A 24107-nucleotide genomic window follows, 5' to 3' on the forward strand; every position below is an offset into this window, starting at 1 on the left:
CCTCGCGATAGGGATCAGGCGCCGTCGAAGGCGGCCAGGACGTTCACCGTGTTGATGCCGATCTCCGCCACGGCGTAACCGCCCTCCATGACGAACAGGGTCGGCAGACCGAGCCGCGCCAGGCGTTCGCCCAGGCGCAGGTAGTCGTCGCTCTCCAGCTTGAACTGGGAAATGGGATCGGCCTTGAAGGTATCCACGCCCAGGGAGACCAGCAGCAGGTCCGGGGCATAGCTTTGGAGTCGCGCCAGCGCTACTTCCAAGGCGGCGCTCCAGCTGTCCCAGGCGCTGCCGGCGGGCAGCGGCAGATTGAGGTTGAAGCCCTGGCCCGCCCCGGTGCCGGTCTCGTCGGCATAGCCGAGGAAGAAGGGGAATTCGAAACCCGGATCACCGTGCAGCGAGAGGAACAGCACGTCGTCGCGGGCATAGAAGATGTCCTGGGTGCCGTTGCCGTGGTGGTAGTCGACATCGAGGATGGCGACCCGCCGGGCGCCGCCATCGAGGGCAGCCTGGGCGGCGATGGCGGCGTTGTTCAGATAGCAGTAGCCGCCCATGACATCGGCGGCGGCGTGATGGCCCGGCGGACGGCAGAGGGCGAAGGCGCTACGCGTGCCCGCGGCGACCTCGGCGCCAGCGCTCAGGGCCACCTGGGCGGCGCTGTAGGCGGCCTGCCAGGTGCCGGCGGTGATAGGCGCGCCGCCGTCGAAGCTGTAGTAGCCCAGACGCCCATGCAGGCTGGTGGGCGGCAGCACCTGGCGCAGGGTGCGTGCGGGCCAGGTATAGGGCAGCAGATCCACGGTCTCGCCCCCGGCGGCCCATTCGTCCCAGGCACCGGCGAGAAAGTCGAGATAGGCCGCGCTATGGACGCGTGCCAGGGGCGCTCGACCGAAGTCGCGGGGCGCCACCACCTCGCCGAGCTGCCGGCGGTGACACTCGGCGAGGATGAATTCGACGCGCTGGGGCTTTTCGAAACAGGGCTGCAACTGGCCATCGATCAATTCGCAGCGGCCGTGGTGCAGGGCGTGATCGGGACTGTGGTGGATGCGCATGGCGACTCCGGGCGGCGGGCTCTGTCCTGATTCTTGCCAGCCCGGCGCCCCGCGACGAGAGGCGCAGCGGCCAAAAGGGGATAGATCCGGCCAGATTTCGCCCGGCGCCGGCCATCAGCCGCCCTTGGCTTCGTAGACCACGAAGCGCTTGAGGGTCGGCTCCACGACCTCCCAGGTCCCCTGGAAGCCACGCGGCACGACAAAGCTGCTGCCCGGTTCGAGGCGGGTGGCGTGGCCCTGGTCATCGGTGACCAGACTCACCCCTTCGAGGATCTGGCAGTACTCCTCCTCGGTGTAACTCACCCGCCACTTGCCCACCTCGCTGTGCCAGTGGCCGACGGCGAAGACACCACTGCCATCTTCGTAGTCGAGCCAGAGACTCTGCAGCGGATCGCCCTCCAGGCGCTTTTCCGCCGGCAGGCGGTATTGGTTGGTGGGTTGGCCGCGGTCCGCGAGCAGTTTCAGTAAGGGCATGGAAAATCCTCCTTGGGGACGGAAAGCGCTCAGCATACGCCTGCCGCTAGAGCCGATAACCCCGGGGCGACTGTCCGCTCCAGCGGCGAAAGGCATGGCGGAAACTGGCCGTCTCGCTGAAGCCCATCGCCTCGGCGATGCGATAGATGGGCAGGCGTTCCTGGGCCAGCAGATCACGCGCCCGCGCGAAGCGCAGCTCGTCGAGCAGTTGCTGATAGCCGCTGCCGCCGGCCTGCAGGTGGCGGCGCAGGCTGCGCGGGGCCATGCCGAGGTGGCCGGCCAGGGCCGCGAAGGAGGGTGGTGCAGCCAGGTCGGCGCCCAGCAGGGTGCGGATGCGGGCGAGCAGGGCGCGCTGGCGATCCTGTTCCGGAGCCAGGCGACCACACTGCTCCAGGGCGTCGCGATGGGTCACCGGATCGGCCAGCGGCAGGCCGCGCTCCAGCCAGGTGGCGGGAAAGGCCAGGCCATTGAAGGCGGCGCCGAAGGCCAGGGGCGCGGCGCCGAAGCAATCGTCATAGCGCTCGCGATAGGTCGGCTCGGGGTGCCGAAAAGCCACCTGCACCAGGGGTAGAGACGTGCCCAGGAGGTCGCAGCAAATCGCCCGCAGCGAGGCCAGGCAGCACTCGGCGTTGCAGCGTTCCAGTTCTGGCGCGAAGGGGTGGTCATCCGCCCTGAGCCAGGCCAGCTCGCCGTGGCGCTCCAGGCGCAGGCTGAAATAGGCACCGAGCAGGCCCTGGTGGGCCAGGGCCGCCTGCAACGCCGCGCCCAGGGTCGGGGCACTGAGCAGGGCATAGCCGAGCAGGCCGTAGCCGGAGACCCGCAGCCGCCAGCCCAGCAGCAGCCCCAGTTCGGGCGGCGCGACGGGCAGGGCGTTGGCGATGACCCGCTGTTCCTGGGCCAGGGTGATGAGGCGATGGGGCTGTTCGAGGTCGTCCAGCTGCAGGCCGCTACCGGCCAGCAGCGGTTCCGCCCGGGCAGGCGTGTCGGCCGCCAGTTGCTGGAGGACCAGGGACACCAGGTTGAGATTGATCAGACCGGACTGACGCATGGGCAAACTCCCCGGGGCGGTGGCAGCCTTCCAAGCAAGAAGGATACCGCGCCCACGAGGAGTTGCCGCGCTTACCGCTCAAGTCTGGCGTGCGGGACTCAGGCCTTGGCCTTCAAGGGCACCAACCGCGGGGCAATCATGTTTTCCGGGCGCAGGATGTCGTCCAGGGTCGCCTCGTCCAGCAGGTTTTCCTCGCGCACCAGCTCCAGTACCCCGCGACCGGTTTCCAGCGCCGTCTTGGCGATGCGAGTGGAAGTCTCGTAGCCCAGGTAGGGGTTGAGCGCGGTGACCAGGCCGATGGAGTGCTCCACCTGGCGGCGGCAGTGCTCGACGTTGGCGGTGATGCCGGTGATGCAATGCTCGCGCAGCATGTCCATGGCGCGTTGCAGCAGGCGGATGGAGTCGAAGATCTTGTAGGCGATCAGCGGCTCCATGACGTTGAGCTGCAGCTGGCCGCCCTCGGCCGCCAGGGTCAGCGCCAGGTCGTTGCCGATGATCTCGAAGGCTACTTGGTTGACCGCCTCGGGGATCACTGGATTGACCTTGCCCGGCATGATGGAGCTGCCCGGCTGGCGCGGCGGCAGGTTGATCTCGTTGATGCCGGTGCGCGGGCCGCTGGAGAGCAGGCGCAGGTCGTTGCAGATCTTCGACAGCTTCACCGCGGTGCGCTTGAGCATGCCGGAGAACAGCACGAAGGCGCCCATGTCCGAGGTGGCTTCGATCAGGTCGGCGGCCGGGGTCAGCGGCTGGCCGCTGATGTCCGCCAGGCGCTGCACGGCCAGCAGCTGGTAGCCGGGGTCGGCGTTGATGCCGGTGCCGATGGCGGTGCCGCCCAGGTTGACCTCGGTGAGCAGCTCCGGCGCCAGGCTCTTCAGCCGCGCCAGGTCTTCGCCCAGGGTGGTGGCGAAGGCATGGAATTCCTGGCCGAGGGTCATGGGCACCGCGTCCTGCAGCTGGGTGCGACCCATCTTCAGCACCTCGGCGAATTCCACACCCTTGGCGGCGAAGGCGGTGATCAGGCTGTCCAGGCTGGCGAGCAGGGCGTCATGGCCGAGCAGCAGGCCCAGGCGGATGGCGGTGGGGTAGGCGTCGTTGGTCGACTGCGCCATGTTGACGTCGTTGTTCGGGTGCAGGTGGCGATACTCGCCCTTGGCATGGCCGAGCAGCTCCAGAGCGACGTTGGCGATCACCTCGTTGGCGTTCATGTTGGTCGAGGTGCCGGCCCCGCCCTGGATCATGTCCACCACGAACTGGTCGTGGAATTCGCCGCGAATGATGCGCGAGCAGGCCTCATTGATCGCCTGGTGCTTTGCCGCTGGCAGGTGGCCGAGCCGGTGGTTGGCGTCGGCCGCCGCCTGCTTGACCATGGCCAGGGCCACTACCAGCTTGGGATAGTGACCGAGGGGTACGCCGGAGAGGCGGAAGTTCTGCACGGCGCGCAGGGTCTGGATGCCGTAGTAGGCATCGGCGGGGACGTCGAGGGTACCGAGAAGATCTTTTTCGAGGCGGACGGATGATGCAGAGTCGGACATGATAGCGTTGGGCTTCGATCAAGCGGCGGACGCCGCGATGCCCTAGAATCTAGGCCTGCCAGCCGATCCCGGCCAATGCCAATCCGCCAAGCCTCATGCCGGATCGGCATAACTCAGGTTGTGACCTCACGAGATCAGACGACGTATGGGCGCCATGAACATCGAATTCAAATGGCTGGAAGACTTCGTGGCCCTGGCGGCCACCTACAGTTTTTCCCAGGCCGCCGAAAAACGTTTCGTCACCCAGCCCGCCTTCAGCCGACGCATCCGCGCGCTGGAGGAAAGCGTCGGCCTGACCCTGGTGGACAGATCCCACACCCCGATCAGCCTGACCGAGGCGGGTCAGCTGTTCCTGGTCACGGCGCGCAGCGTGGTGGAACAACTGGGCGAGACGGTGCGCCATCTGCATCACCTGGAAGGCGGACAGGGCGAGGTGCTGCAATTCGCCGCCGCCCACTCCCTGGCCCTGGGCTTCTTTCCGCAGTGGATCGCCGGCCTGCGTGGCCAGGGCCTGGCGCTGGCCAGTCGCCTGGTGGCCACCAATGTCGGCGATGCCATCCACGCCCTGCGCGACGGTGCCTGCGACCTGATGCTGGCCTTCCACGATCCCGACGCCGCCCTGCAGATGGACCCGGAGCTGTTTCCTTCGCTGCACCTGGCGCACACCGCCATGCTGCCGGTCTGCGCCACCGATGGCGAGGGCCGCCCCATGTTCCAGCTGGACGGGCAGAGCAGTGTGCCGCTGCTGGCCTACAGCGCGGGTGCCTTTCTCGGCCGGTCGGTGAATCTGCTCCTGCGCCAGCGCAAGCTGCGCGCCGTGACCCTCTACGAAACCGCCATGGCCGACAGCCTCAAGACCATGGCCCTGCAGGGCCTGGGCGTGGCCTGGGTGCCGCAGTTGTCGGTGGCCGCGGAACTGGCCCGGGGCGAACTGGCCGTGTGTGGCGACGCCGCCTGGCAGGTCGGCCTGGAGATCCGCCTCTACCGCTGTGCCCTGTTGCGCAAGCGGCTGGTGCAGCAGGTCTGGCGACATCTGGAAAGTCAAAGCCACGGCGGCTGATCGACGGCAGGCGATTATGCCGATATCGGCTTTTAGCTAGCCGACGTCCTGCAAGCCTTTTGCGCCTGTCTGCGCGACACTGGAGCCTCTCTCACGGAGGTCAGCCATGCAGCGCATCCGCGTCATCGACTCCCACACCGGCGGTGAACCCACGCGCCTGGTCCTCGATGGTTTTCCCGATCTGGGCCAGGGCAGCATGGCCGAGCGCCGCACCCGGCTGGCCAGCGAGCATGACGCCTTCCGCCGGGCCTGCATGCGCGAACCGCGCGGCAACGAGGTGCTGGTCGGCGCCCTGCTCTGTGAGCCGGCATCTCCTGCCGCCAGCGCTGGCGTGGTGTTCTTCAACGAGGTCGGCTATCTGGGCATGTGCGGCCATGGCACCATCGGCCTGGTAGTGTCCCTGGCCCATCTCGGCCGGATCGGTACCGGCGATCACCTGATCGAGACGCCGGTGGGCGATGTCACCGCCACCCTGCACGACGATGGCAGCGTCAGCGTGCGTAATGTCCCGGCCTATCGTTACCGGCAGGGCGTGCAGGTGGAGATTCCCGGCCATGGGCCGGCCACCGGCGACATCGCCTGGGGTGGCAACTGGTTCTTTCTCTGTGCCGATCACGGCCAGCGCGTCGCCGCCGATAACCTCGAAGAGCTGCTCACCTTCAGCCTGGCCCTGCGGGGCGCCCTGGAAGCCGCGGGGATCACCGGCGAGCAGGGCGGCCATATCGATCACATCGAACTCTTCGCCGACGACCCGGACGGCGCCGACAGTCGCAGCTATGTGCTCTGCCCAGGGCGCGCCTATGACCGCTCGCCCTGCGGTACCGGCACCAGCGCCAAGCTGGCCTGCCTGGCGGCGGACGGCGATCTCGAACCTGGCGCCGTCTGGCAGCAGGCCAGCGTCATCGGCAGTCGTTTCGAGGCCCATTACCAGGCGGGCGACGAGGGCCGCATCCTGCCGGTGATCCGTGGACGCGCCCACGTCATGGCCGAGGCGACCCTGCTGCTGGCCGCCGACGATCCCTTCGCCTGGGGCATTCCGGGGTGAAGTCGGTGGCGGAGGTTCTCGTCGTTGGCGGTGGCATCGTTGGGGCCAGTTGCGCCGCGGCCCTGGCCGCGCGGGGCTGTCGCGTGCGGGTGCTGGACGCCGGCCTGCCCGGCGCCTCCGCCGCTGGCATGGGCCACCTGGTGGTGATGGATGACGACCCCGCCGAACTGACCTTGAGCGCCCGCTCCCTGGCACTCTGGCGTGAGCTGGTGCCCCAGTTGCCCAGCGCCGCCGACTACCGCAACTGCGGCACCCTCTGGCTGGCCCGCGACGCCGCCGAACTGGAGCTGATCGAAGAGAAACGTCAGCGCCTGGACGCCCAGGGCGTCGCCAACCAGCCGCTCGACGCTGCGGCGACTGCCGCCGCAGAGCCGGCACTGACTGCCCTGGCCGGCAGCCTGGAAGTGCCTGGCGATGGTCTGCTCTATGCCCCAGTAGTCGCCGTCTGGTTGCTGCAGCGCTCGCCACTGATCGAATTCCAGCGCGCCCGGGTAAGCACCGTCGAAGGCCAGCGCGTACGGCTGGACGATGGTCGCTGGCTGAGCGCTGATGCCGTGGTGCTTGCCGCCGGCCTGCAGGCCGCCAGCCTATGCCCGGACCTGCCGCTGGTGCCGAAGAAGGGTCATCTGTTAATCACCGACCGCTATCCCGAGCAGGTCCGCCACCAGCTGGTGGAAATCGGTTACGGCGCCAGCGCTCACGCCAGCAGCGGCGCCTCGGTGGCCTTCAACGTTCAGCCGCGTCCCACCGGCCAATTGCTGATCGGTTCGTCGCGGCAATTCGAGCGTCCGGATATGGCTGTGGAACCCGCGGTGGTCGGCCAGCTGCTGCGCCGCGCCCTGGACTTCCTGCCGAGCCTGACCCATACCTCGCTGATCCGGGGCTGGACCGGTCAGCGCGCCGCCAGTCCCGACGGCCTGCCGCTGATCGGCGCCCACCCCGACCAGCCCGGTCTGTGGCTGGCGGTCGGTCACGAAGGCCTAGGCGTCACCACCGCGCCGGCCACTGCCGAAGCCATCGCCAAAGGACTGTTCGGCGAGTCTTCGACGTTCCACGTGGAACCCTTCGCACCGGCGCGTTTCACCACCATGCCAAGGAGCCAGGCATGCTGACCCTGTTCATCGATGGCGAGCGCCTGGAGGTCCGCTCGGGCAGTCTGCTCACCGCCGCCCTGGCCAAGAGCAGCAACCCCGCCGCGCGCCGTTCGGTAGGCGGTGAGGCCCGGGCGCCTTTTTGCGGCATGGGCATCTGCCAGGAATGCCGGGTGCAGGTCGATGGCGTGCGCCGGCTGGCGTGCCAGACCCCCTGCCAGGACGGCATGCAGGTGGAGCGCCTGTCATGAATGGCGCGAGCTGCGATCTGCTCATCATCGGCGCCGGCCCGGCGGGTCTCGCCGCTGCCCGCGCCGCCAGTGGCCACGGCCTGAAGCTGGTGCTGCTGGACGACAATCCCTTGCCCGGCGGCCAGATCTGGCGCGCGCGGGCGGGCCAAGTCGCCGCCGAAGTCGGTCAGTTGCCGGCGGACGTCACCCTGCTCACCCAGACCCGTGTCGCCGCGGTCCTGGGATCGCACCAGTTGCTGCTGGAAGACGCCCACGGCAGCCGCCCCCTGGCCTTCGACACCCTCATCCTCTGCACCGGCGCCCGCGAACTGCTGCTGCCGTTTCCCGGCTGGACCCTGCCCGGCGTGACCGGTGCGGGCGGCCTGCAGGCACTGATCAAGGGTGGCGTCGAAGTCGCCGATGAACGCATCGTCGTCGCCGGTACCGGTCCGCTGCTGCTGGCCAGTGCCGCCACGGCGCGCCAAGCGGGTGCCCACATCGCCCTGGTCGCCGAACAGGCCAGGCGCCGTGCCGTGCTCGACTTCGGCCTGGGGCTCTGGCGTTGGCCGAACAAGTTGCGCCAGGCGCTGACGTTGGCCACTCCCCGCTATAGCCCCGGCACCTGGGTCGAGGCGGCGCTCGGCACCGAGCGTCTCGAAGCCGTGCGCCTGCGCCAGGGCGACCGTCGCTGGGAGGTCGCCTGCGACCGCCTGGCCTGTGGCTACGGCCTGGTACCTAATGTCGAACTGGCCCAGAGCCTGGGCTGCGCGACCCTGGATGGCGCCGTGGCGGTGGATGACCATCAGCGCACCAGCCAGCCACACATCCTGGCGGCCGGCGAATGCACCGGCATCGGCGGTAACGAACTGGCCCAGGCCACCGGCCGTATCGCCGGCCTGGTCGCCAGTGACCAGCTCGACGCCATCGCTGGGGTGCAGACCGAGGCCCGTGCCTGGCGCCGCTTCGCCGCCCAGCTGGCCCGCACCTTCGCTCTGAATCCGGCCATTGCCCGGCTGGCCCAGCCGGATACCCTGGTCTGCCGCTGCGAGGACGTCGCGTTGGGTGCCCTGGTTGGTCATGGCGACTGGACCCAGGCCAAGCTGCGCAGCCGCTGCGGCATGGGTGCCTGCCAGGGCCGCATCTGCGGCCAGGCCACCCGCGTCTTGCTGGGCTGGACGCCCCCGGTGCCGCGCTTTCCCCTGCAACCCACCCGTATCGACAGCCTGCTGGCCCTGACCGAGGACGAGAGATGAACGCCGCTGCCCACCTGGACGCCCTGAACCGCGCCCGGCCCGCCGACCTGCCCGCGCTGCTGGCGAGCCTGAGCCTGGTGGCGCCGCTGCTCGACGCCATTCCCGGCGTGGTGTTCTTCGTCAAGGACCTGGAGGCGCGCTATGTGCTGGTCAACCTGACCCTGGCCCAGCGCTGCGGCTATGAAGACGTCAGCGAACTGCTCGGCAAGACCGCCGAGGAAGTGTTTCCCGCCCCCCTGGGTGGCGCCTACGCCGAACAGGATCGCCGCGTGCTGCGCGAGGGCCTGGCGCTGGACGACCAGCTGGAACTGCATCTCTATGCCGGCCGCACCCCGGGCTGGTGCCTGACCCGCAAGCTGCCGCTGCACGACGCCCAGGGTCGACTCATGGGCATGGCCGGCATCTCCCACGATCTGCAGGCGCCGGCCGCCGATCATCCGGCCCACGCCAAGGTGGCCGAGGTCGATCGCTATCTGCGCGAACACTATGCCCAGCCGCTTTCGGTGGGCGAACTGAGTCAGCGGGTGGGCTTGTCGGTCTCCCAGCTCGAACGCCAGTGCAAACGCATCCTGCGCCTCACGCCCCAGCAACTGCTGCACAAGGCCCGGCTCGACGCCGCCTCGCGCCTGCTGGCCCGCGATCTGCCCGTCACCGAAGTGGCCCTGGCCTGTGGCTATACCGACCACAGCGCCTTCAGCCGCCAGTTCCGCCGTCTCACCGGCCTGTCGCCCCGGCAATACCGCGACTCTCTCAAGCCCCGTCTGCGTCTGGAGGAAACCCCTGCATGAGCACTCCCCGCGTCAACTGGAGCGGCGTCTTTCCCGCCGTCACCACTCAATTCAACGATGACTTCTCGGTCAATCTGGACCAGACCCATGGCGTGATCAGCAACCTGGTGCGCGATGGCGTCTCCGGTCTGGTGATGTGCGGCACCGTGGGCGAGAACACCTCCCTGACCCTGGAAGAGAAGATCGCCCTGGTGGAGGTCGCCAAGGACGCCGCCGGTGGTCGCGTGCCGGTGATCTGCGGCGTGGCCGAATTCACCAGCCTCAACGCCACCCGCACCGCCCAGGCGGTGGGTCGCGCCGGGGCCGATGGCATCATGCTCATGCCAGCCCTGGTCTACTCGGCCAAGCCCCACGAGACCGCCGCCCACTTCCGCAGCGTGGCCAGCGCCCTCGATCTGCCACTGATGGTCTACAACAACCCGCCGATCTATAAGAACGACGTCACCCCGGACATCCTCATCTCCCTGGCCGACGTCGACAACATCGTCTGCTTCAAGGATTCCTCCGGTGACACCCGTCGCTTCATCGACGTGCGCAACGAGGTGGGCGACCGCTTCGTGCTCTTCGCCGGTCTCGACGACGTGGTGCTGGAAAGCATTGCCGTGGGCGCCGAGGGCTGGGTCTCGGGCATGTCCAACATCTTCCCCACCGAAGGCGAAACCATCTTCCGCCTGGCCAAGGCCGGCCGCTTCGCCGACGCCATGCCGCTCTACGAGTGGTTCATGCCGCTGCTGCACCTGGACGCCCGTCCGGACCTGGTGCAGTGCATCAAGCTCTGCGAAGAACTCGCCGGCCGCGGCCGCGCCCTGACCCGCCCACCCCGCCTGGCCCTGCCCGACGCGGATCGCGCCTTCGTCGAACGCCTGATGGCCAAGGCCCTGGAAACCCGTCCGCAATTGCCGAATGTAGGGATCTGAGGCAGGGTCAACCGCGGCCATAGCGGCTCGGTCCTACAGGGGCGAACGCTACCGTAGGAGCGGCCCATGGCCGCGATAAACCGATATGCCTCCACACACGCCAATCCACCCCCTCTCCCGCCTGCGGGAGAGGGCTGGGGTGAGGGCGCTCTTCAGGGCGGTCCCACCCGAATCACCCGGCCCTCTGGCCCGTACCTTTCACCCCACACCACCACCCATCCCATGGGCGCCACAGCCTGTCCTGCAACCGACAGGCGATACCCGGCGCAGGAGCACGCTCCGCCCCGCTTTCGTCTATACTGTCCCGCTCATTTCCCAAGCCACGTCCGCCGCGTGGCTTCTTCATTTCAGAGGCACGACGATGAGCGCACTCGTAGGCGTGATCATGGGCTCCAAGTCCGACTGGTCCACCCTGAGCCACACCGCCGACATGCTGGACAAGCTGGGCATTCCCCACGAAGTGAAGGTGGTCTCCGCCCACCGCACCCCCGACCTGCTGTTCCAGTACGCCGAAGAGGCTGCCGGCCGCGGTATCGAGGTGATCATCGCCGGCGCCGGTGGCGCTGCCCACCTGCCAGGCATGTGCGCTGCCAAGACCCACCTGCCGGTGCTCGGCGTGCCGGTGCAGTCGTCCATGCTCTCGGGCGTCGACTCCCTGCTGTCCATCGTGCAGATGCCCGCCGGTGTACCGGTCGCCACCCTGGCCATCGGCAAGGCCGGCGCCATCAACGCCGCGCTGCTGTCCGCCAGCATCCTTGGTGGCAAGTATCCCGAGTACCACGAGCGGCTGAACGCCTTCCGTGACGAGCAGACCCGCACCGTGCTGGACAATCCCGATCCGAGGGAGCAGGCATGAAGATCGGTGTCATCGGTGGCGGCCAGCTGGGCCGCATGCTCGCCCTGGCCGGCACGCCGCTGGGCATGAACTTCGCGTTTCTCGACCCGGCGCCGGATGCCTGCGCCGCTGCCCTGGGCGAACACCTGCGCGCCGACTACGGCGACCAGGATCACCTGCGCCAGCTGGCCGATGAAGTCGATCTGGTGACCTTCGAATTCGAGAGCGTCCCGGCTGAAACCGTGGCCTTCCTCTCGCAATTCGTACCGGTCTATCCGTCGGCCGAAGCCTTGCGTATTGCCCGCGACCGCCTGTTCGAAAAGTCCATGTTCCGCGACCTGGGCATTCCTACGCCCGCGTTCGCCGACGTGCTCTGTCAGGCCGACCTGGACGCCGCCGTGGCTCGTATCGGCCTGCCGGCGGTGCTCAAGACCCGTACCCTGGGCTACGACGGCAAGGGCCAGAAGGTCCTGCGTCAGCCGGAAGACGTCACCGGCGCCTTCGCCGAACTGGGCAGCGTGCCCCTGCTGCTGGAAGGCTTCGTGCCCTTCACCGGCGAGGTGTCCCTGGTGACCGTGCGCGGTCGTGACGGCGAGGTGGCCTGCTATCCGCTGGTACACAACACCCATGAAAGCGGCATCCTGCGCCTGTCGGTGGCCAGTTCCGACCATCCGCTGCAGGCCCTGGCCGAAGACTATGCCCGCCGCGTGCTGGAGCAGCTCGACTACGTTGGCGTGCTGGCCTTCGAATTCTTCGAGGTCGAGGGTGGCTTGAAAGCCAACGAGATCGCCCCGCGCGTGCACAATTCCGGGCACTGGACCATCGAAGGCGCCGAGTGCAGCCAGTTCGAGAACCACCTGCGCGCCGTGGCCGGCCTGCCGCTGGGCTCCACCGCCAAGGTGGGCGAGAGCGCCATGGTCAACTTCATTGGCTCGGTGCCGCCGGTAGCGGCCGTCACCGCCCTGGAAGACTGCCACCTGCACCACTACGGCAAGGCCTTCAAGGCCGGGCGCAAGGTCGGTCACGCCACCCTGCGCAGCGCCGATGCCGCGACCCTGCAGACCCGCATCGCCGCCCTGGAAGCCCTGATCCAGGACTGATGCCAGACGGCTTCCGCACACGGAAGCCGTTTTCCCCTGAACCTCGAAGGATCACCGGTGGTCGGAGAGTACAACGACGCCTGCTGACCGGCGTTGTCTTACCAGCACTCAAACAGGGGATTCTTCACATGGGCATCATCGCAACCATCATCATCGGTCTCATCGTCGGCCTGGTTGCCCGCTTTCTGAAGCCGGGCGACGACAGCATGGGCTGGATCATGACCATCATTCTGGGCATCGTCGGCTCCGTGGTCGCCACCTACCTGGGCCAGGCACTGGGCATCTACCGTGCCGGTGAAGGCGCAGGTTTCATTGGTGCCGTGGTCGGCGCCATCATCGTGCTGTTCATCTACGGCATGGTGACCAAGCGTCGCTAAGAACGTGTTCACGATCTCGCGAGCTAGAGACAAACAAGGCGAAAATGGCTGAGGAAGCGGAGTTTACAAAGGGTAAATGAGCATTCCGAAGTCATTTTCAACGCCGTTTGGCCGACGCGCAGCAGATCGTGAATAGGTTCTAAGACGTCGCTTCGCCTTGGCGAAGCCAAGCAGCACAGCGTTTCCGCCCCTGGTGTCGCCCGTCGATCCAGGGGCTTTTTAATGGGCGAGGCTCTGCTTTGCGGCCTTGGGGCTGGACCCCTAACCTGGCGCGCCGCACACTCGGACTTTTGCGTCCGACCTGCCGACCATGCCCAGACTGCTCATTACCCTGCTGCTCGCCAGCCTGCCGCTGCTGACCCACGCCGCCAAGGGCGAACCGCCGGAAACCAACTGGCTCGATCTGCTCACCGCCGAAGATCGCCGGGCCCTGGAGACCATGCCCGAGATCAGCCACAACAGCCCCGAAGCGCCGGGCGGTTTCGGCTCGCCGGGCGGGCTCAAGCAAAAAGACAATGGCCTGCCCGAGGTGATGCACTCCACCCGCACCGTGGCCGCCCTGAATGGCAAGAACGTGCGTCTGGGTGGTTTTCCGGTGCCACTTGAGACCGACGCCAAGGGCAATTTCCGCGAATTCTTCCTGGTGCCCTATCCGGGTGCCTGCATCCACGTCCCGCCACCGCCGCCGAACCAGATCGTGCTGGTGCGCTACCCCAAAGGCGTGCCGCTACCCGATATCTACGAGCCCTACTGGGTCATCGGCACCCTGCACACCGAGGCGGTCGACAACGATCTCGCCGAAGCCTCCTACACCCTGGACGCCAGCAAGGTCCGCAAGGTCGAAGAAAGCGACCTCTAGCCCCGTAGGTTGGGTTGAGCGCAGCGAAGCCCAACACGCCAAGGCGTCAGCCTGAGCAACGCCGCCGCCTTGTCCATCCTAGTCGCTACCTGAACGTTACCCCGGCTGCCGCTCGCCGTAGCGCTGCTCCAGATAGGCGATGATGTCGTCCGACTCGTACATCCATACGCTCTGGCTGCCTTCGTCGATCCGCAGGCAAGGCACCTTCACCCGGCCACCGCCCTGCTCCAGCTCGGCGCGCAGCTGTGGATCCTTCTTGATGTCCTTGAGGCGGATCGGCAGGTTCAGCCGATGCAGCGCCCGCCGCGTCTTCACGCAAAAAGGGCAGGCCTGGAACTGATAGAGCGACAGATTCGCCAGCTCCGCCTCGATGGCAGCCTGAGCCTGCTCAGGGCGCTGGAGCTTGCGCGGCCGGGTCACCAGATCCAGGCCGACGATCACCTGGCCGAGGCCGTTGCGTAGCAGATTGATCAACGGGATTCACCTTGAGGGGTCGTTCGAGCCGGGCAGTTTACCCTATCGTCCCAGGGCTGCCGCTCCGCCAGTCGTTACGGAACGTCAACCGCCAGGCAGCGCTCTACTAGAGGGATTAATTCCTCGATGGAGAGCTGTTGCATGCCGCTGTCTTCCGCAGAGCGCGAAGCCTTTCGCCAGCTCGCTGCCGATCTTCCAGGTGTCGATCTTTCGGTCTATCAACAATTCGCCAAGGACTCGCTGGACCCCATCATCGGTCTGGGCGATCCCGATGCGCCCCTGGGCTTCTTCGGTCGCGATCCGGGGCGGGAGGAAGTGAAGTACGGCGAGCCCTTCATCGGCAGCGGCGGCCAGATCGCCCGCAAGGTCCTCTATACCCACCTGCACGGCCAGCCCCCGGCCGACTTCGAAGCCAGTCGCAGCCTGAGCCAGCAATTTTTCTGGGCCAACACCGTGCCCTACAAACCACTCGGTAACAAAGCCTGGTCGGAACGGGTGAAAAAGACCTTCCACCCCCTGATGCGCCGCCTCCTGGTGGAACACTGGCACGGCACCCAGCTCATCACCTTCGGTCGCGAGGCCTTCCTCTGGTTCGGCATCGGCCAATCCAGGGAAGAACGCGCTCGCCTGGAAGCCTTCTGGAAGAGTAAAGACCGCTTCGACAGCAGCATCGAGGTCACCCTGGAAACGGAGGAGGGCACGCGCAAGACACTGACGCTCTATCCACTGCCGCATCCGTCGCCGTTGAATCAGACGTGGTATACGAGGTTTCCTGGATTGTTGGAGAAAAGAATAAAGAGAATTATAAATTAAAATAAAATGGGACGGTTAGCTTTGGTATTGCCACATTCCGCAAGTTAGCTTTTCTTTTCTTCGAGAGTAATAGTGGCACTTCATGCAGTTGCTGCAGCCTTCAGAAAAGTTATCCAGGAATTTTGGATTCGCTATAAGGTCGCGACAAATCCCAATGCTTATATTTTTTGGGAGGGTGGTATGGCTTTGTGGAGATATCTTTCCTGATATTATGAATTTTCTTTCAGGATTGAGATTTGAAATTGCAAGTGAAGAAGATAATCTTTTTTCAAGCTCAACCTTAGTAGAAGGATAGATCATTCGCTTACTAAGATTGTAGAATCCGCTTGAGATATCTAGGTAGTCTGCGTCTGTTTTAGATAGCTTTTGTGCTAGGGTCAGCTCTATTTCAGATGTGCGATCGTAGCGTTCATTTCCTATAAATAACGAAGTTCTTAAAGATATTTCAATTTCTTTCGTGCGAAATCTAGCTATCCATTTGTTTAGTAATTCATGTGCGATTTCGTGATGCTTGCAAAATCTAGAGTCCAGCATTAAATTGAAAAGATAGCCATGAGCTGCATGTAGTTGTATATGTGAGAATCCGGCATCTATTGATATCTCAGTGCCTATAAAAAGTCTCTCGAATGTTGTTTGTATTGTATCTCTCTCTATCGCGCCACCCGTTTTTACATAGTTTAATATCGCGCTTTCTTCTTTGTTTCCTAGGAAATTCGTAGTTCCTTTATAGTCTGGCCAAGTAGTGGCTAGTTGGATGCCGGGCTTGGCTCCTTCTGCTCGAATTGACTCAGCAAGCCTCTGCCATTGCTTACTGCTACCTATGCGCATGCTCACAGCATTGGTGCCTGTTCCAGACGGAATGACCACATTGCCCACTATCGTGCAATAAAGTCCATTGCCACTTCTTTCACGGTAAAAGTCTATGCATTCGTCGGTTGGGTTCTCTTCATATGCGTAGCCAGAATTGATAGCTAAGAAAAATATTTTTCTAGTATCTTCTGAGTTTTGCATATCTTTTCTCGTTTGCTCTCATCTTTTTAAGAGTTTCTTCTTGTATATCTATCCCTAGTATCCTAGCAATTCTAAGGATGTAGATAAGACTGTCTACTAGCTCTTCAGAGAGGTGCTCTTTCGCTGTGCTCAAGTCGAGGTCATACTTGTCGTCATAGCTGATTTTCAAGTTTATTTTTTTCACAACGTTTGAAAATTCGCCGATTTCACCAAACAGCCCAACTAAATCTTTGGATAGCTGGTCATATTTCTCTTTCTGGCTTTCAAATTTTGAGGGAAACCCATGTCTATCATCTAGCTTTGCTTGAAGCTCAATTAGGTCTTTAATTTCCACGATCTGTTCCCTTTCGGTTGGATTTCCAAACTATAATGCCAACTACCGCCGATGATGCGAGGTTTGTTATGATCGATGTGGCTACCTCAATAAGGTTGTTGTAGACTGCGCCAAATAGTAAGCAGTTTAAAGCTAAAGTTAATATTAGTGCGTTGTTGATTACGCTTTGCTTTTTTTGAATATCTCTTAAAGCTACGCCAACTGAGTTCGGGAGTATCGCATATGCTTCTAGCTCCTCAGATTTTACTCTTAAATCATCTTTTATTTCATCGTAGTTCTTTTGAAGGTCGTGCCGAATGGGCCAAATTTTAGTTTGATATCCATGCTGGCCAGAGTAGGGGCTATTAGCAGACTGCGAAAGATGTGAAAAGTCAATTTTTGCTATAGGTTCCCCAATAGGCAACCTTATGTACTTGTCGCTTACGTTTTGAGTAACAATTCCGATTTGCCCGGAAAAACCAGGATCTGCATAAGTACTAACCGCGCTCAGTCCAATGCTAAACAACGAGCCCTTACTAGTTATCCTAGCTATCATTGTATCTGGAACTGCTATGCTTTCATGAGATATCAGAACCACCCTGTGTCCTGGCTTTATTAATATAAACTCATTCCGTTTTATATTAATTGGGTTATCACTTTCGGTTAAATCATAGTATGTGCTTCCCATTCGTAGTTCATAGGATGCTGGTCCAATGCGCTTAATATCAGCGTTTTGGATCAATCTTCCATTGTTTATGTGCGAGAGTATGTCTCTGTCAGAAAGTGTTGTCATACTTGCTCCAAGCTTTTCCTTGCTCAACTGATATCAAAAAATTCGATACATACATACATTAACCCTACCAGTCCGCCATCGATAGAGGTTCCCCATCCCCCACGATGAAATGATCCAGCACCCGCACATCGACCAGCGTCAGCGCATCCTTCAGGCGTGTAGTGAGCAGGCGGTCGGCCTGACTGGGTTCGGCGATGCCGGAGGGGTGGTTGTGGGTGAGGATGACGGCGGCGGCGTTGTGGGCGAGGGCGCGCTTGACCACCTGGCGGGGGTAGACGCTGGCGCCGTCGATGGTGCCGTGGAACAGGGCTTCGAAGGCCAGCACCCGGTGGCGGGTGTCGAGGAACAGGCAGCCGAAGATTTCGTGGGGTTCGTGGCGCAGGCGCGCCTTTAGATAGTCGCGGACCTGCTGGGGGCTTTCCAGCGCCGAGTCGCGCTTGAGGCCTTCGGCCAGGTGGCGACGGCCCATTTCCAGCACCGCCTGCAGCTGGCTGTACTTGGCCGGGCCGAGGCCGAGGTGGGTGCTGAAGGCGGTGAGGTCGGCCTCCAGCAGGGCCCTCAGGCTGCCAAATTCCCCAAGCAACTGGCGGGCGAGATCCACCGCGCTTTTGCCGGCTACGCCGGTGCGTAAAAAGATCGCCAGCAACTCGGCGTCGGTGAGGGCCTGGGCGCCTTGTTCCAGCAGTTTCTCCCGCGGCCGTTCCTGGGCCGGCCAATCCTTGATGCTCATGGGCGCTCCTTGTCTGGCGGGGCGCCTGCGTCCTGCAGGCGCTGTGCTATCTTAACCGGATCATTCGCGGGTGCGCGCAGGCCTCGATTGGCCGTGCGATGCCCGTTCTAGACGGTTCGAGAACGGAAAGGCTATATGCAGCGGCTCCATCGTAAACGCATCGTGCTGGGCGTCGGAGGTGGCATCGCCGCTTACAAGAGCGCTGAGTTGGTGCGCCGCCTCAAAGATCAGGGCGCCGAGGTGCGGGTGGTACTGACCCGCGGCGGGCGCGAATTCATCACGCCGCTGACCCTGCAGGCGCTGTCCGGGCTGCCGGTGCACCTGGATCTGCTGGATCCGGCCGCCGAAGCGGCCATGGGGCATATCGAGCTGGCCCGCTGGGCCGATCTGGTGCTGGTCGCGCCGGCCACCGCCGATGTGATGGCGCGCCTGGCCCAGGGCGTGGCGGACGATCTGCTCACGACGATAGTGCTGGCCACTGATGCCCGGGTCGCCCTGGCACCGGCCATGAACCAGGCCATGTGGCGCGATCCGGCCACCCAGGCCAATGCCGAGCTCCTGCGCAGCCGTGGCATCAAGCTGTTCGGCCCGGCCAGCGGTAGCCAGGCCTGTGGCGACGTCGGCCCCGGCCGGATGCTGGAAGCCACCGACCTCGCCCAGCTCGCTGCCGACTGCTTCCAGCGCCTCGACCTGACCGGTCGCCACGTAGTCATCACTGCCGGCCCGACCCAGGAAAACATCGACCCGGTGCGCTACATCACCAACCACAGCTCCGGTCGCATGGGCTTCGCCCTGGCGGAAGCGGCGGCGGAGGCGGGCGCTCGCGTCAGCCTGGTGAGCGGCCCGGTGCACCTGCCGACCCCCGACCGCGTCGAGCGCATCGACGTGATCAGCGCCCGCGACATGCTGGCCGCCTGCGAGGCGTTGATGCCCTGCGACGTGCTCATCGCCTCGGCGGCGGTGGCGGACTATCGCCCCGAGGTGATCGCGCCGCACAAGCTGAAGAAGGACCCCACCCGCGGTGACGGCCTGCTGCTGGAGCTGGTGCGCAACCCGGACATCCTCGCCACCCTGGCGGGGCGCCCGGATCGGCCCTTCAGCGTCGGCTTCGCCGCGGAAACCCAGAATCTGCTGGAGTACGCCCAGCGCAAGCTGCGCGACAAGAATCTCGACCTCATCGTCGCCAACGATGTGGCCAATCCGGCCATCGGCTTCAACAGCCAAGACAATGCGGTCACCGTGATCGACCGTGGCCTGCACGAGATCCGCTTCGAGCAGACCAGCAAGAGCAAGATCGCCCGCCAGCTCATCGCCCTGATTTCCACCCATCTCAAAGATACCGCCCAGAACCATGCATAGCCTTCAAGCCAAGATCCTCGACCCGCGCCTGGGGCGCGATTTCCCGCTGCCGTCCTACGCCACCCCCGGCTCGGCCGGCCTCGACCTGCGCGCCATGCTGCAGGAGGAACTGGTGCTGGAGCCGGGCCAGACCGCGCTGATCCCCACCGGGCTTGCCATCCATGTGGCCGATCCGTCGCTGGCGGCGCTGATCCTGCCGCGCTCGGGACTGGGCCATAAGCACGGTATCGTGCTGGGCAATCTGGTCGGTCTGATCGACTCGGACTACCAGGGCGAACTCATGGTCTCCTGCTGGAATCGCGGCCAGACCACCTTCACCGTGAGCATCGGCGAACGTATCGCCCAGCTGATGCTCGTACCTGTGGTCCAGGCGCACTTCGACATCGTCGAGAACTTTACCGAAACCGAACGGGGTACTGGCGGCTTCGGGCACTCCGGTACCCGCTGACGCCAGACATGCAAGGCGCGCCGTGACATAAAGGAGAAGAACGGCATGGCAAGGGGCAAGAACGGCAAGGATGTGCGCAAGACGGCCCCTCGGGTCGCGGGCTTGCCCGGCATGGGCGCGGGGCTGCTGCTGGCGCTCGCCGGTCTGCTGCTGGCCGCGCTGCTGCTGTGGTTCCTGGTGTTGCAGCCGCAGGGCGCGCGCAATCAGGAGCAGCAGGCGGACCAGGCGCTGCAGGCCCAGGCGGCCTCCCTCAATCAATTGCTGGTCGGCTTGACCCGCCGGCTGCAGGGCGTCGCCGGGGATGCCCTGGTGCTGCAGGCCTTGCAGGGCGATGACCCCGCGGCGCGTGCGGCGGCGGAAAGCCAGCTGCGCGAGCGACTGGGAGTGGTCGATGTCCTGGTGGTGCCGGCCGGCATGCGCCAGATCGAAGACGACCGTCCCGGTCCCCTCAACTATGCCGCCCTCGATCTGCTCAAGCGCCTGGAAAGCGGCCAGCGGACCCCACCGGAAGCCTATCGCCTGGGGGATCGCTGGCTGGTCTACAGTGCCCAGCCCATCCGCCGCGGCGATCAGTTGCTCGGCAGCGCCGTACTGGTGGAAGCGCTGCCGGCGGTGCTGCAGGGCTGGGCCACGCCGCCGGCGAATGTCGGCCAGTGGCGCCTGCTGCAGCAATTTCCCGGTGGCGGTGTGCAGGTACTGGCCAGCGGCGGCAGCCCCGGTGATCCGGCGCTGATGCGCCGGCTCGCCACCGGCAGCCCGCTCTGGACGCTGGAACTGGCACCGGCCGCCGAGGCCGGCGCCGATACCCCGGTGGGCCTTCCCCTGGTAGCGCTGCTACTGGCGCTGTTCGGCGTGCTGGCGGGCTTTTGGCTGTTTTCCCGGGAGCTGTCACGCCGGCTCCGTGACGACGTCCGCAGTCTGACGGCCTATGCCGAGGAACTTGAATCCAATCAGATAGCCAAAAGCCCGACTTTGCGCCTGGCGGTAATGGAACCCGTGGCCAAGTCGACGGCCCGATTGGCCAGCCGATCGGCCGGGTCGTCGCCGGACCTATATGCTGCGGCACCTAGCGATGCCGTGGCCAAGACCCTGGCGGAGTTTGCCGACAGAGGCCGCGTTCAACAGAGCGAGCCGCTGTTCCAGACCACCGACATCCTCGATATCAGTATCCTCGACGAAGACCAGGATCTCCTGGGATTGGAGAAACCCCCGATGAGCACTACCCCGCAAGCCCCCCAACTCAACGCCAGCATCTTCCGCGCCTACGACATCCGTGGCGTGGTGGGTGACTCCCTGACCGCCGAAGCCGCCTACTGGATCGGGCGCGCCATCGGCTCGGAGAGCCTGGCGCGTGGCGAGCCCAACGTGGCCGTCGGCCGTGACGGCCGCCTGTCCGGCCCCGAGCTGGTCGCCCAACTGATCAAGGGCGTGGCCGACAGCGGCGCCAATGTCAGCGATGTCGGCATGGTGCCGACCCCGGTGCTCTACTACGCAGCCAACGTGCTCGAAGGCAAGTCCGGCGTCATGCTGACCGGCAGCCACAACCCGCCGGACTACAACGGCTTCAAGATCGTCATCGCCGGCGAGACCCTGGCCAACGAATCCATCCAGCGTCTGCGCGAGCGCATCGAGACCGGCGACGTGGCCAGCGGCCAGGGCCAGATCAAGCAGGTCGACGTGCTCAAGAGCTATGCCGACTACATCCGCAACGACGTGGTGCTGGCCAAGAAGCTCAAGGTGGTGGTGGACGCCGGCAACGGTGTCGCCGCGGTCAATGCCCCCCAGCTGATCGAGTCCCTGGGCTGCGAGGTCATCCCGCTGTTCTGCGAGGTGGACGGCAACTTCCCCAATCACCATCCGGATCCGGGCAAGCCCGAAAACCTGGAAGACCTGATCGCCAAGGTCAAGGAAACCGGCGCCGACCTGGGCCTGGCCTTTGACGGTGACGGCGACCGCGTCGGCGTGGTGACCAACGAAGGCAAGATCATCTATCCCGACCAGCTGCTGATGCTGTTCGCCAAGGACGTGGTCTCCCGCAATCCGGGCGCCGACATCATCTTCGACGTCAAATGCACCCGCCGCCTGAACAACCTCATCGCCGGCTACGGCGGTCGTCCCATCATGTGGAAGACCGGTCACTCGCTGATCAAGAAGAAGATGAAGGAAACCGGTGCCCTGCTGGCCGGCGAGATGAGCGGCCACGTGTTCTTCAAGGAACGCTGGTTCGGTTTCGACGACGGCATCTACAGCGCCGTGCGCCTGCTGGAGATCCTCAGTCAGGAGAAGCACAGCGCCCAACAGGTGTTCGATACCTTCCCGGTAGACATCTCCACCCCGGAGATCAATATCCAGGTGACCGAAGAGAGCAAGTTCGGCATCATCGAGACCCTGCAGCGCGACGCCCAGTGGGGCGATGCCCAGATCACCACCCTGGACGGCGTTCGCGTCGATTACCAGAACGGTTGGGGTCTGGTGCGTGCGTCCAACACCACGCCGGTGCTGGTGCTGCGCTTCGAGGCGGAAACCCTCGAGGAGCTGGAGCGCATCAAGACGGTGTTCCGCAAGCAGCTGCTGGCGGTGGAGCCGGATCTGAATCTGCCGTTCTGACCTCGGGTCAGCGGTAGCACAGAGGGCGCCTAGGCGCCCTTTGTCTTTTCTTAGTCGACCTTGAGAGGTGAGCCATGACCCTGAGCCGCGAGGATGCCTCGCACGTCGCCGAGGTGCTGTCCGAGGCGCTGCCCTATATCCGCCGGTTCGTCGGCAAGACGCTGGTGATCAAGTACGGCGGCAACGCCATGGAGAGCGACGAGCTCAAGGCCGGCTTCGCCCGTGACATCGTGCTGATGAAGGCGGTGGGCATCAACCCGGTGGTGGTGCATGGCGGCGGTCCGCAGATCGGCGACCTGCTCAAGCGCCTGTCCATCGAGAGCCACTTCATCGACGGCATGCGCGTCACCGACGCCCAGACCATGGATGTGGTGGAGATGGTCCTGGGCGGCCAGGTCAACAAGGACATCGTCAACCTGATCAATCGCCATGGCGGCAAGGCCATCGGCCTGACCGGCAAGGATGCGGGCCTGATCCGCGCCACCAAGCTCAAGGTCAGCCGGCAGACGCCGGAGATGACCAAGCCGGAGATCATCGACATCGGCCACGTGGGCGAGGTCACCGGGGTCAACATCGACCTGATCAACATGCTGGTGCGCGGTGACTTCATTCCGGTCATCGCGCCCATCGGCGTGGGTCCGGACGGTGAGTCCTACAACATCAACGCCGACCTGGTGGCAGGCAAGGTGGCCGAGGCGCTCAAGGCCGAGAAGCTGATGCTGCTGACCAACATCGCCGGCCTGATGGACAAGCAGGGCCAGGTGCTCACCGGGCTGTCCACCGAGCAGGTCAATTCGCTGATCGCCGACGGCACCATCTACGGCGGCATGCTGCCGAAGATCCGCTGCGCGCTGGAAGCGGTGCAGGGCGGGGTGCAGAGCGCCCACATCATCGATGGCCGGGTGCCCAACGCGGTGCTGCTGGAAATCTTCACCGACGTCGGCGTCGGTACGCTGATTTCCAACCGCAAGCGCTGAGTGCTTTCGGTCGGACCCAGAAACGGCGCCCCAGGGCGCCGTTTTTCATTGCTGCCGGAACCTACTGTTCCCAACTGGCCTTGGGCAGGGTCAAGCCGTGCTGGCCGTTGTAGGCTGCTCGCTTGGGCGATTCCCAGCCCTGCAGCAGCTCTTCCTCGACCCGATAGATCTCCACCCCCAGTGGACGGCAGACCTTGAGCGGGTCCTCGGCATCGGGCCCCCACATCGCCAGGGACAGATCGCCGCCCGGGCAGGTGGACAGGGCGCAGAGCACGTCGATCTCGGCGAAGAATTCCAGGTAGTCGCCGGGCTTGGCCGGGCAGGCCTTCATGAAGTACAGGTCGTCGTGGTTGAGGCCGGTGCACTGGAAGATGTTCAGCACATCGTGGACGTCGAATTCGGTGAGGCCGTGGGGCAGCACCGCGCGAGTCAGATTCGAATGGCAGTGGTGGTGGAAGTCCTCGCCGGTGAGCATCTTGTTGACGTAGGGGTCGCAGCGGGTGCCGAGCAGGTCATGCAGGCGGCCGCCGTGTTCGTCGATGCCATAGCTGGCCAGGCTGTCGTCGGTGATGGTCAGCAGCGGCCGCAGGAAGGGCAGGTTGGACCAGAGCCGATCGTAGGTGCTGACATGGGCACCCTGCAGTTGCCGGGTGCGCGCGGCCCACATCCGTTCGCGTGGATCCTCGGCGTTCCAGACGTTGAAGTCGCCGACCTGGGGGCCGTGTGGGGTGGTGACGCGGAACAGATGGCCGGCGGGGACCTTCCAGGCGCGACCGGTACGGATCGGGATCTCGAATTGCTCGATCAGGGTGCGCCCGTCCTTGCGTTCACGCAGCCGATCATAGAAGGCCTGATCGACCTGCAGGGCGGAGCCCTGGGTGGACTGGTAGGCAGCGGGGTAGTCCTTGTACATGGGAGGTCTCCTCG

Annotated in this window: 26 protein-coding genes; 16 read left to right on the forward strand and 10 right to left on the reverse strand. The window is 64.5% G+C overall.

Annotated features, from left to right (window positions below):
* Positions 1 to 14 precede the first annotated feature (14 nt).
* The 4 genes from AX284_RS07685 to AX284_RS07700 all read right to left on the reverse strand — a co-directional run bounded on the left by AX284_RS07685 (position 15) and on the right by AX284_RS07700 (position 4100).
* Positions 15 to 1046 (reverse strand): histone deacetylase family protein, encoded by a 1032-nt coding sequence (locus tag AX284_RS07685; RefSeq protein WP_068384479.1) that lies wholly within the window; start codon positions 1044 to 1046, stop codon positions 15 to 17.
* Positions 1047 to 1160: 114 nt separating this feature from the next.
* On the reverse strand, positions 1161 to 1520 hold the full coding sequence (locus AX284_RS07690; protein ID WP_068384481.1) for a cupin domain-containing protein: 360 nt from the start codon (positions 1518 to 1520) through the stop codon (positions 1161 to 1163).
* 46 nt (positions 1521 to 1566) lie between these two features.
* A complete protein-coding gene (locus AX284_RS07695; RefSeq protein ID WP_064307661.1) occupies positions 1567 to 2568 on the reverse strand; it encodes an AraC family transcriptional regulator in 1002 nt (333 codons plus the stop codon).
* A gap of 98 nt (positions 2569 to 2666) precedes the next feature.
* On the reverse strand, positions 2667 to 4100 hold the full coding sequence (locus AX284_RS07700) for an aspartate ammonia-lyase (RefSeq protein WP_017639206.1): 1434 nt from the start codon (positions 4098 to 4100) through the stop codon (positions 2667 to 2669).
* 154 nt (positions 4101 to 4254) lie between these two features.
* On the opposite strand from AX284_RS07700, the gene AX284_RS07705 reads away from it, so the two are divergent.
* The 11 genes from AX284_RS07705 to AX284_RS07755 all read left to right on the forward strand — a co-directional run bounded on the left by AX284_RS07705 (position 4255) and on the right by AX284_RS07755 (position 13655).
* The gene (locus AX284_RS07705; protein ID WP_059316971.1) at positions 4255 to 5160 is read left to right on the forward strand and encodes a LysR substrate-binding domain-containing protein; all 906 of its coding nucleotides are present in this window, start codon (positions 4255 to 4257) and stop codon (positions 5158 to 5160) included.
* A 106-nt stretch (positions 5161 to 5266) separates the two neighbouring features.
* Positions 5267 to 6205: a 4-hydroxyproline epimerase gene (locus AX284_RS07710; protein WP_068384483.1), complete on the forward strand. Its 939-nt coding sequence runs from the start codon at positions 5267 to 5269 to the stop codon at positions 6203 to 6205.
* Positions 6202 to 7317 (forward strand): NAD(P)/FAD-dependent oxidoreductase, encoded by a 1116-nt coding sequence (locus AX284_RS07715; protein WP_068384485.1) that lies wholly within the window; start codon positions 6202 to 6204, stop codon positions 7315 to 7317. Before AX284_RS07710 ends, AX284_RS07715 begins: the two co-directional genes overlap by 4 nt.
* Positions 7311 to 7547, forward strand: coding sequence for a (2Fe-2S)-binding protein (locus AX284_RS07720; RefSeq protein ID WP_068384487.1), 237 nt, complete (start codon positions 7311 to 7313; stop codon positions 7545 to 7547). The genes AX284_RS07715 and AX284_RS07720 overlap by 7 nt, the downstream gene beginning before the upstream one ends.
* On the forward strand, positions 7544 to 8779 hold the full coding sequence (locus AX284_RS07725) for an NAD(P)/FAD-dependent oxidoreductase (RefSeq protein WP_068384489.1): 1236 nt from the start codon (positions 7544 to 7546) through the stop codon (positions 8777 to 8779). Before AX284_RS07720 ends, AX284_RS07725 begins: the two co-directional genes overlap by 4 nt.
* A complete protein-coding gene (locus AX284_RS07730) occupies positions 8776 to 9567 on the forward strand; it encodes an AraC family transcriptional regulator (RefSeq protein ID WP_017639212.1) in 792 nt (263 codons plus the stop codon). Before AX284_RS07725 ends, AX284_RS07730 begins: the two co-directional genes overlap by 4 nt.
* Positions 9564 to 10484, forward strand: a complete 921-nt coding sequence (locus AX284_RS07735) for a dihydrodipicolinate synthase family protein (protein ID WP_068384491.1) — start codon at positions 9564 to 9566, stop codon at positions 10482 to 10484. The genes AX284_RS07730 and AX284_RS07735 overlap by 4 nt, the downstream gene beginning before the upstream one ends.
* A 361-nt stretch (positions 10485 to 10845) precedes the next feature.
* A complete protein-coding gene (gene purE, locus AX284_RS07740) occupies positions 10846 to 11340 on the forward strand; it encodes a 5-(carboxyamino)imidazole ribonucleotide mutase (protein WP_007160060.1) in 495 nt (164 codons plus the stop codon).
* Positions 11337 to 12419 (forward strand): 5-(carboxyamino)imidazole ribonucleotide synthase, encoded by a 1083-nt coding sequence (locus AX284_RS07745; protein WP_068384493.1) that lies wholly within the window; start codon positions 11337 to 11339, stop codon positions 12417 to 12419. The genes purE and AX284_RS07745 overlap by 4 nt, the downstream gene beginning before the upstream one ends.
* A gap of 128 nt (positions 12420 to 12547) precedes the next feature.
* Positions 12548 to 12796 (forward strand): GlsB/YeaQ/YmgE family stress response membrane protein, encoded by a 249-nt coding sequence (locus AX284_RS07750; protein ID WP_007160058.1) that lies wholly within the window; start codon positions 12548 to 12550, stop codon positions 12794 to 12796.
* A gap of 310 nt (positions 12797 to 13106) precedes the next feature.
* The gene (locus AX284_RS07755; protein WP_068384495.1) at positions 13107 to 13655 is read left to right on the forward strand and encodes a DUF3299 domain-containing protein; all 549 of its coding nucleotides are present in this window, start codon (positions 13107 to 13109) and stop codon (positions 13653 to 13655) included.
* Positions 13656 to 13751: 96 nt separating this feature from the next.
* On the opposite strand, the gene AX284_RS07760 is transcribed toward AX284_RS07755, so the two are convergent.
* Complete coding sequence (locus AX284_RS07760) at positions 13752 to 14129, reverse strand: glutaredoxin family protein (protein WP_068384497.1); 378 nt, start codon at positions 14127 to 14129, stop codon at positions 13752 to 13754.
* A gap of 141 nt (positions 14130 to 14270) precedes the next feature.
* Between AX284_RS07760 and AX284_RS07765 the strand changes: the two genes are divergently transcribed.
* Entirely contained in the window at positions 14271 to 14942 is a 672-nt protein-coding gene (locus AX284_RS07765; RefSeq protein WP_068384499.1) for a uracil-DNA glycosylase family protein, read from the forward strand.
* Positions 14943 to 14957: 15 nt separating this feature from the next.
* Here the strand turns inward: AX284_RS07765 and AX284_RS11740 are convergent, their stop codons facing one another.
* The 4 genes from AX284_RS11740 to radC form a co-directional block, all read right to left on the reverse strand.
* A complete protein-coding gene (locus AX284_RS11740) occupies positions 14958 to 15953 on the reverse strand; it encodes an oxidoreductase (protein ID WP_082731529.1) in 996 nt (331 codons plus the stop codon).
* On the reverse strand, positions 15931 to 16287 hold the full coding sequence (locus AX284_RS07770; protein WP_068384502.1) for a MazG nucleotide pyrophosphohydrolase domain-containing protein: 357 nt from the start codon (positions 16285 to 16287) through the stop codon (positions 15931 to 15933). The genes AX284_RS11740 and AX284_RS07770 overlap by 23 nt, the downstream gene beginning before the upstream one ends.
* Positions 16277 to 17059 (reverse strand): dCTP deaminase, encoded by a 783-nt coding sequence (locus tag AX284_RS11745; protein WP_082731531.1) that lies wholly within the window; start codon positions 17057 to 17059, stop codon positions 16277 to 16279. Before AX284_RS11745 ends, AX284_RS07770 begins: the two co-directional genes overlap by 11 nt.
* 64 nt (positions 17060 to 17123) lie before the next feature.
* The gene (gene radC, locus AX284_RS07775) at positions 17124 to 17789 is read right to left on the reverse strand and encodes a RadC family protein (protein WP_068384504.1); all 666 of its coding nucleotides are present in this window, start codon (positions 17787 to 17789) and stop codon (positions 17124 to 17126) included.
* 135 nt (positions 17790 to 17924) lie between these two features.
* Here radC and coaBC point away from each other — a divergent pair, with 135 nt between their 5' ends.
* The 4 genes from coaBC to argB all read left to right on the forward strand — a co-directional run bounded on the left by coaBC (position 17925) and on the right by argB (position 23180).
* The gene (gene coaBC / locus AX284_RS07780) at positions 17925 to 19148 is read left to right on the forward strand and encodes a bifunctional phosphopantothenoylcysteine decarboxylase/phosphopantothenate--cysteine ligase CoaBC (RefSeq protein WP_068384506.1); all 1224 of its coding nucleotides are present in this window, start codon (positions 17925 to 17927) and stop codon (positions 19146 to 19148) included.
* Entirely contained in the window at positions 19141 to 19596 is a 456-nt protein-coding gene (gene dut / locus AX284_RS07785) for a dUTP diphosphatase (RefSeq protein WP_068384508.1), read from the forward strand. The genes coaBC and dut overlap by 8 nt, the downstream gene beginning before the upstream one ends.
* A gap of 1212 nt (positions 19597 to 20808) precedes the next feature.
* Positions 20809 to 22203, forward strand: coding sequence for a phosphomannomutase/phosphoglucomutase (gene algC / locus AX284_RS12010; RefSeq protein ID WP_197480243.1), 1395 nt, complete (start codon positions 20809 to 20811; stop codon positions 22201 to 22203).
* Between the two features lie 74 nt (positions 22204 to 22277).
* Entirely contained in the window at positions 22278 to 23180 is a 903-nt protein-coding gene (gene argB / locus AX284_RS07795) for an acetylglutamate kinase (protein ID WP_017639223.1), read from the forward strand.
* A 61-nt stretch (positions 23181 to 23241) separates the two neighbouring features.
* Here argB and AX284_RS07800 read toward each other — a convergent pair whose 3' ends face one another.
* Positions 23242 to 24093 (reverse strand): urea carboxylase-associated family protein, encoded by an 852-nt coding sequence (locus AX284_RS07800; protein WP_017639224.1) that lies wholly within the window; start codon positions 24091 to 24093, stop codon positions 23242 to 23244.
* Between the last annotated feature and the right edge of the window lie 14 nt (positions 24094 to 24107).

The sequence above is a fragment of the Pseudomonas sp. HUK17 genome, assembly GCF_001566765.1.

What these genes read in the sequence shown, in the direction of transcription:
- AX284_RS07685 (WP_068384479.1), bottom strand. Translation starts at nt 1,046, where the DNA reads ATGCGCATCCACCACAGTCCCGATCACGCCCTGCACCACGGCCGCTGC.
- AX284_RS07690 (WP_068384481.1), bottom strand. Translation starts at nt 1,520, where the DNA reads ATGCCCTTACTGAAACTGCTCGCGGACCGCGGCCAACCCACCAACCAA.
- AX284_RS07695 (WP_064307661.1), bottom strand. Translation starts at nt 2,568, where the DNA reads ATGCGTCAGTCCGGTCTGATCAATCTCAACCTGGTGTCCCTGGTCCTC.
- AX284_RS07700 (WP_017639206.1), bottom strand. Translation starts at nt 4,100, where the DNA reads ATGTCCGACTCTGCATCATCCGTCCGCCTCGAAAAAGATCTTCTCGGT.
- AX284_RS07705 (WP_059316971.1), top strand. Translation starts at nt 4,255, where the DNA reads ATGAACATCGAATTCAAATGGCTGGAAGACTTCGTGGCCCTGGCGGCC.
- AX284_RS07710 (WP_068384483.1), top strand. Translation starts at nt 5,267, where the DNA reads ATGCAGCGCATCCGCGTCATCGACTCCCACACCGGCGGTGAACCCACG.
- AX284_RS07720 (WP_068384487.1), top strand. Translation starts at nt 7,311, where the DNA reads ATGCTGACCCTGTTCATCGATGGCGAGCGCCTGGAGGTCCGCTCGGGC.
- AX284_RS07725 (WP_068384489.1), top strand. Translation starts at nt 7,544, where the DNA reads ATGAATGGCGCGAGCTGCGATCTGCTCATCATCGGCGCCGGCCCGGCG.
- AX284_RS07730 (WP_017639212.1), top strand. Translation starts at nt 8,776, where the DNA reads ATGAACGCCGCTGCCCACCTGGACGCCCTGAACCGCGCCCGGCCCGCC.
- AX284_RS07735 (WP_068384491.1), top strand. Translation starts at nt 9,564, where the DNA reads ATGAGCACTCCCCGCGTCAACTGGAGCGGCGTCTTTCCCGCCGTCACC.
- purE (WP_007160060.1), top strand. Translation starts at nt 10,846, where the DNA reads ATGAGCGCACTCGTAGGCGTGATCATGGGCTCCAAGTCCGACTGGTCC.
- AX284_RS07745 (WP_068384493.1), top strand. Translation starts at nt 11,337, where the DNA reads ATGAAGATCGGTGTCATCGGTGGCGGCCAGCTGGGCCGCATGCTCGCC.
- AX284_RS07750 (WP_007160058.1), top strand. Translation starts at nt 12,548, where the DNA reads ATGGGCATCATCGCAACCATCATCATCGGTCTCATCGTCGGCCTGGTT.
- AX284_RS07755 (WP_068384495.1), top strand. Translation starts at nt 13,107, where the DNA reads ATGCCCAGACTGCTCATTACCCTGCTGCTCGCCAGCCTGCCGCTGCTG.
- AX284_RS07765 (WP_068384499.1), top strand. Translation starts at nt 14,271, where the DNA reads ATGCCGCTGTCTTCCGCAGAGCGCGAAGCCTTTCGCCAGCTCGCTGCC.
- AX284_RS11740 (WP_082731529.1), bottom strand. Translation starts at nt 15,953, where the DNA reads ATGCAAAACTCAGAAGATACTAGAAAAATATTTTTCTTAGCTATCAAT.
- AX284_RS11745 (WP_082731531.1), bottom strand. Translation starts at nt 17,059, where the DNA reads ATGACAACACTTTCTGACAGAGACATACTCTCGCACATAAACAATGGA.
- radC (WP_068384504.1), bottom strand. Translation starts at nt 17,789, where the DNA reads ATGAGCATCAAGGATTGGCCGGCCCAGGAACGGCCGCGGGAGAAACTG.
- coaBC (WP_068384506.1), top strand. Translation starts at nt 17,925, where the DNA reads ATGCAGCGGCTCCATCGTAAACGCATCGTGCTGGGCGTCGGAGGTGGC.
- dut (WP_068384508.1), top strand. Translation starts at nt 19,141, where the DNA reads ATGCATAGCCTTCAAGCCAAGATCCTCGACCCGCGCCTGGGGCGCGAT.
- algC (WP_197480243.1), top strand. Translation starts at nt 20,809, where the DNA reads ATGAGCACTACCCCGCAAGCCCCCCAACTCAACGCCAGCATCTTCCGC.
- argB (WP_017639223.1), top strand. Translation starts at nt 22,278, where the DNA reads ATGACCCTGAGCCGCGAGGATGCCTCGCACGTCGCCGAGGTGCTGTCC.
- AX284_RS07800 (WP_017639224.1), bottom strand. Translation starts at nt 24,093, where the DNA reads ATGTACAAGGACTACCCCGCTGCCTACCAGTCCACCCAGGGCTCCGCC.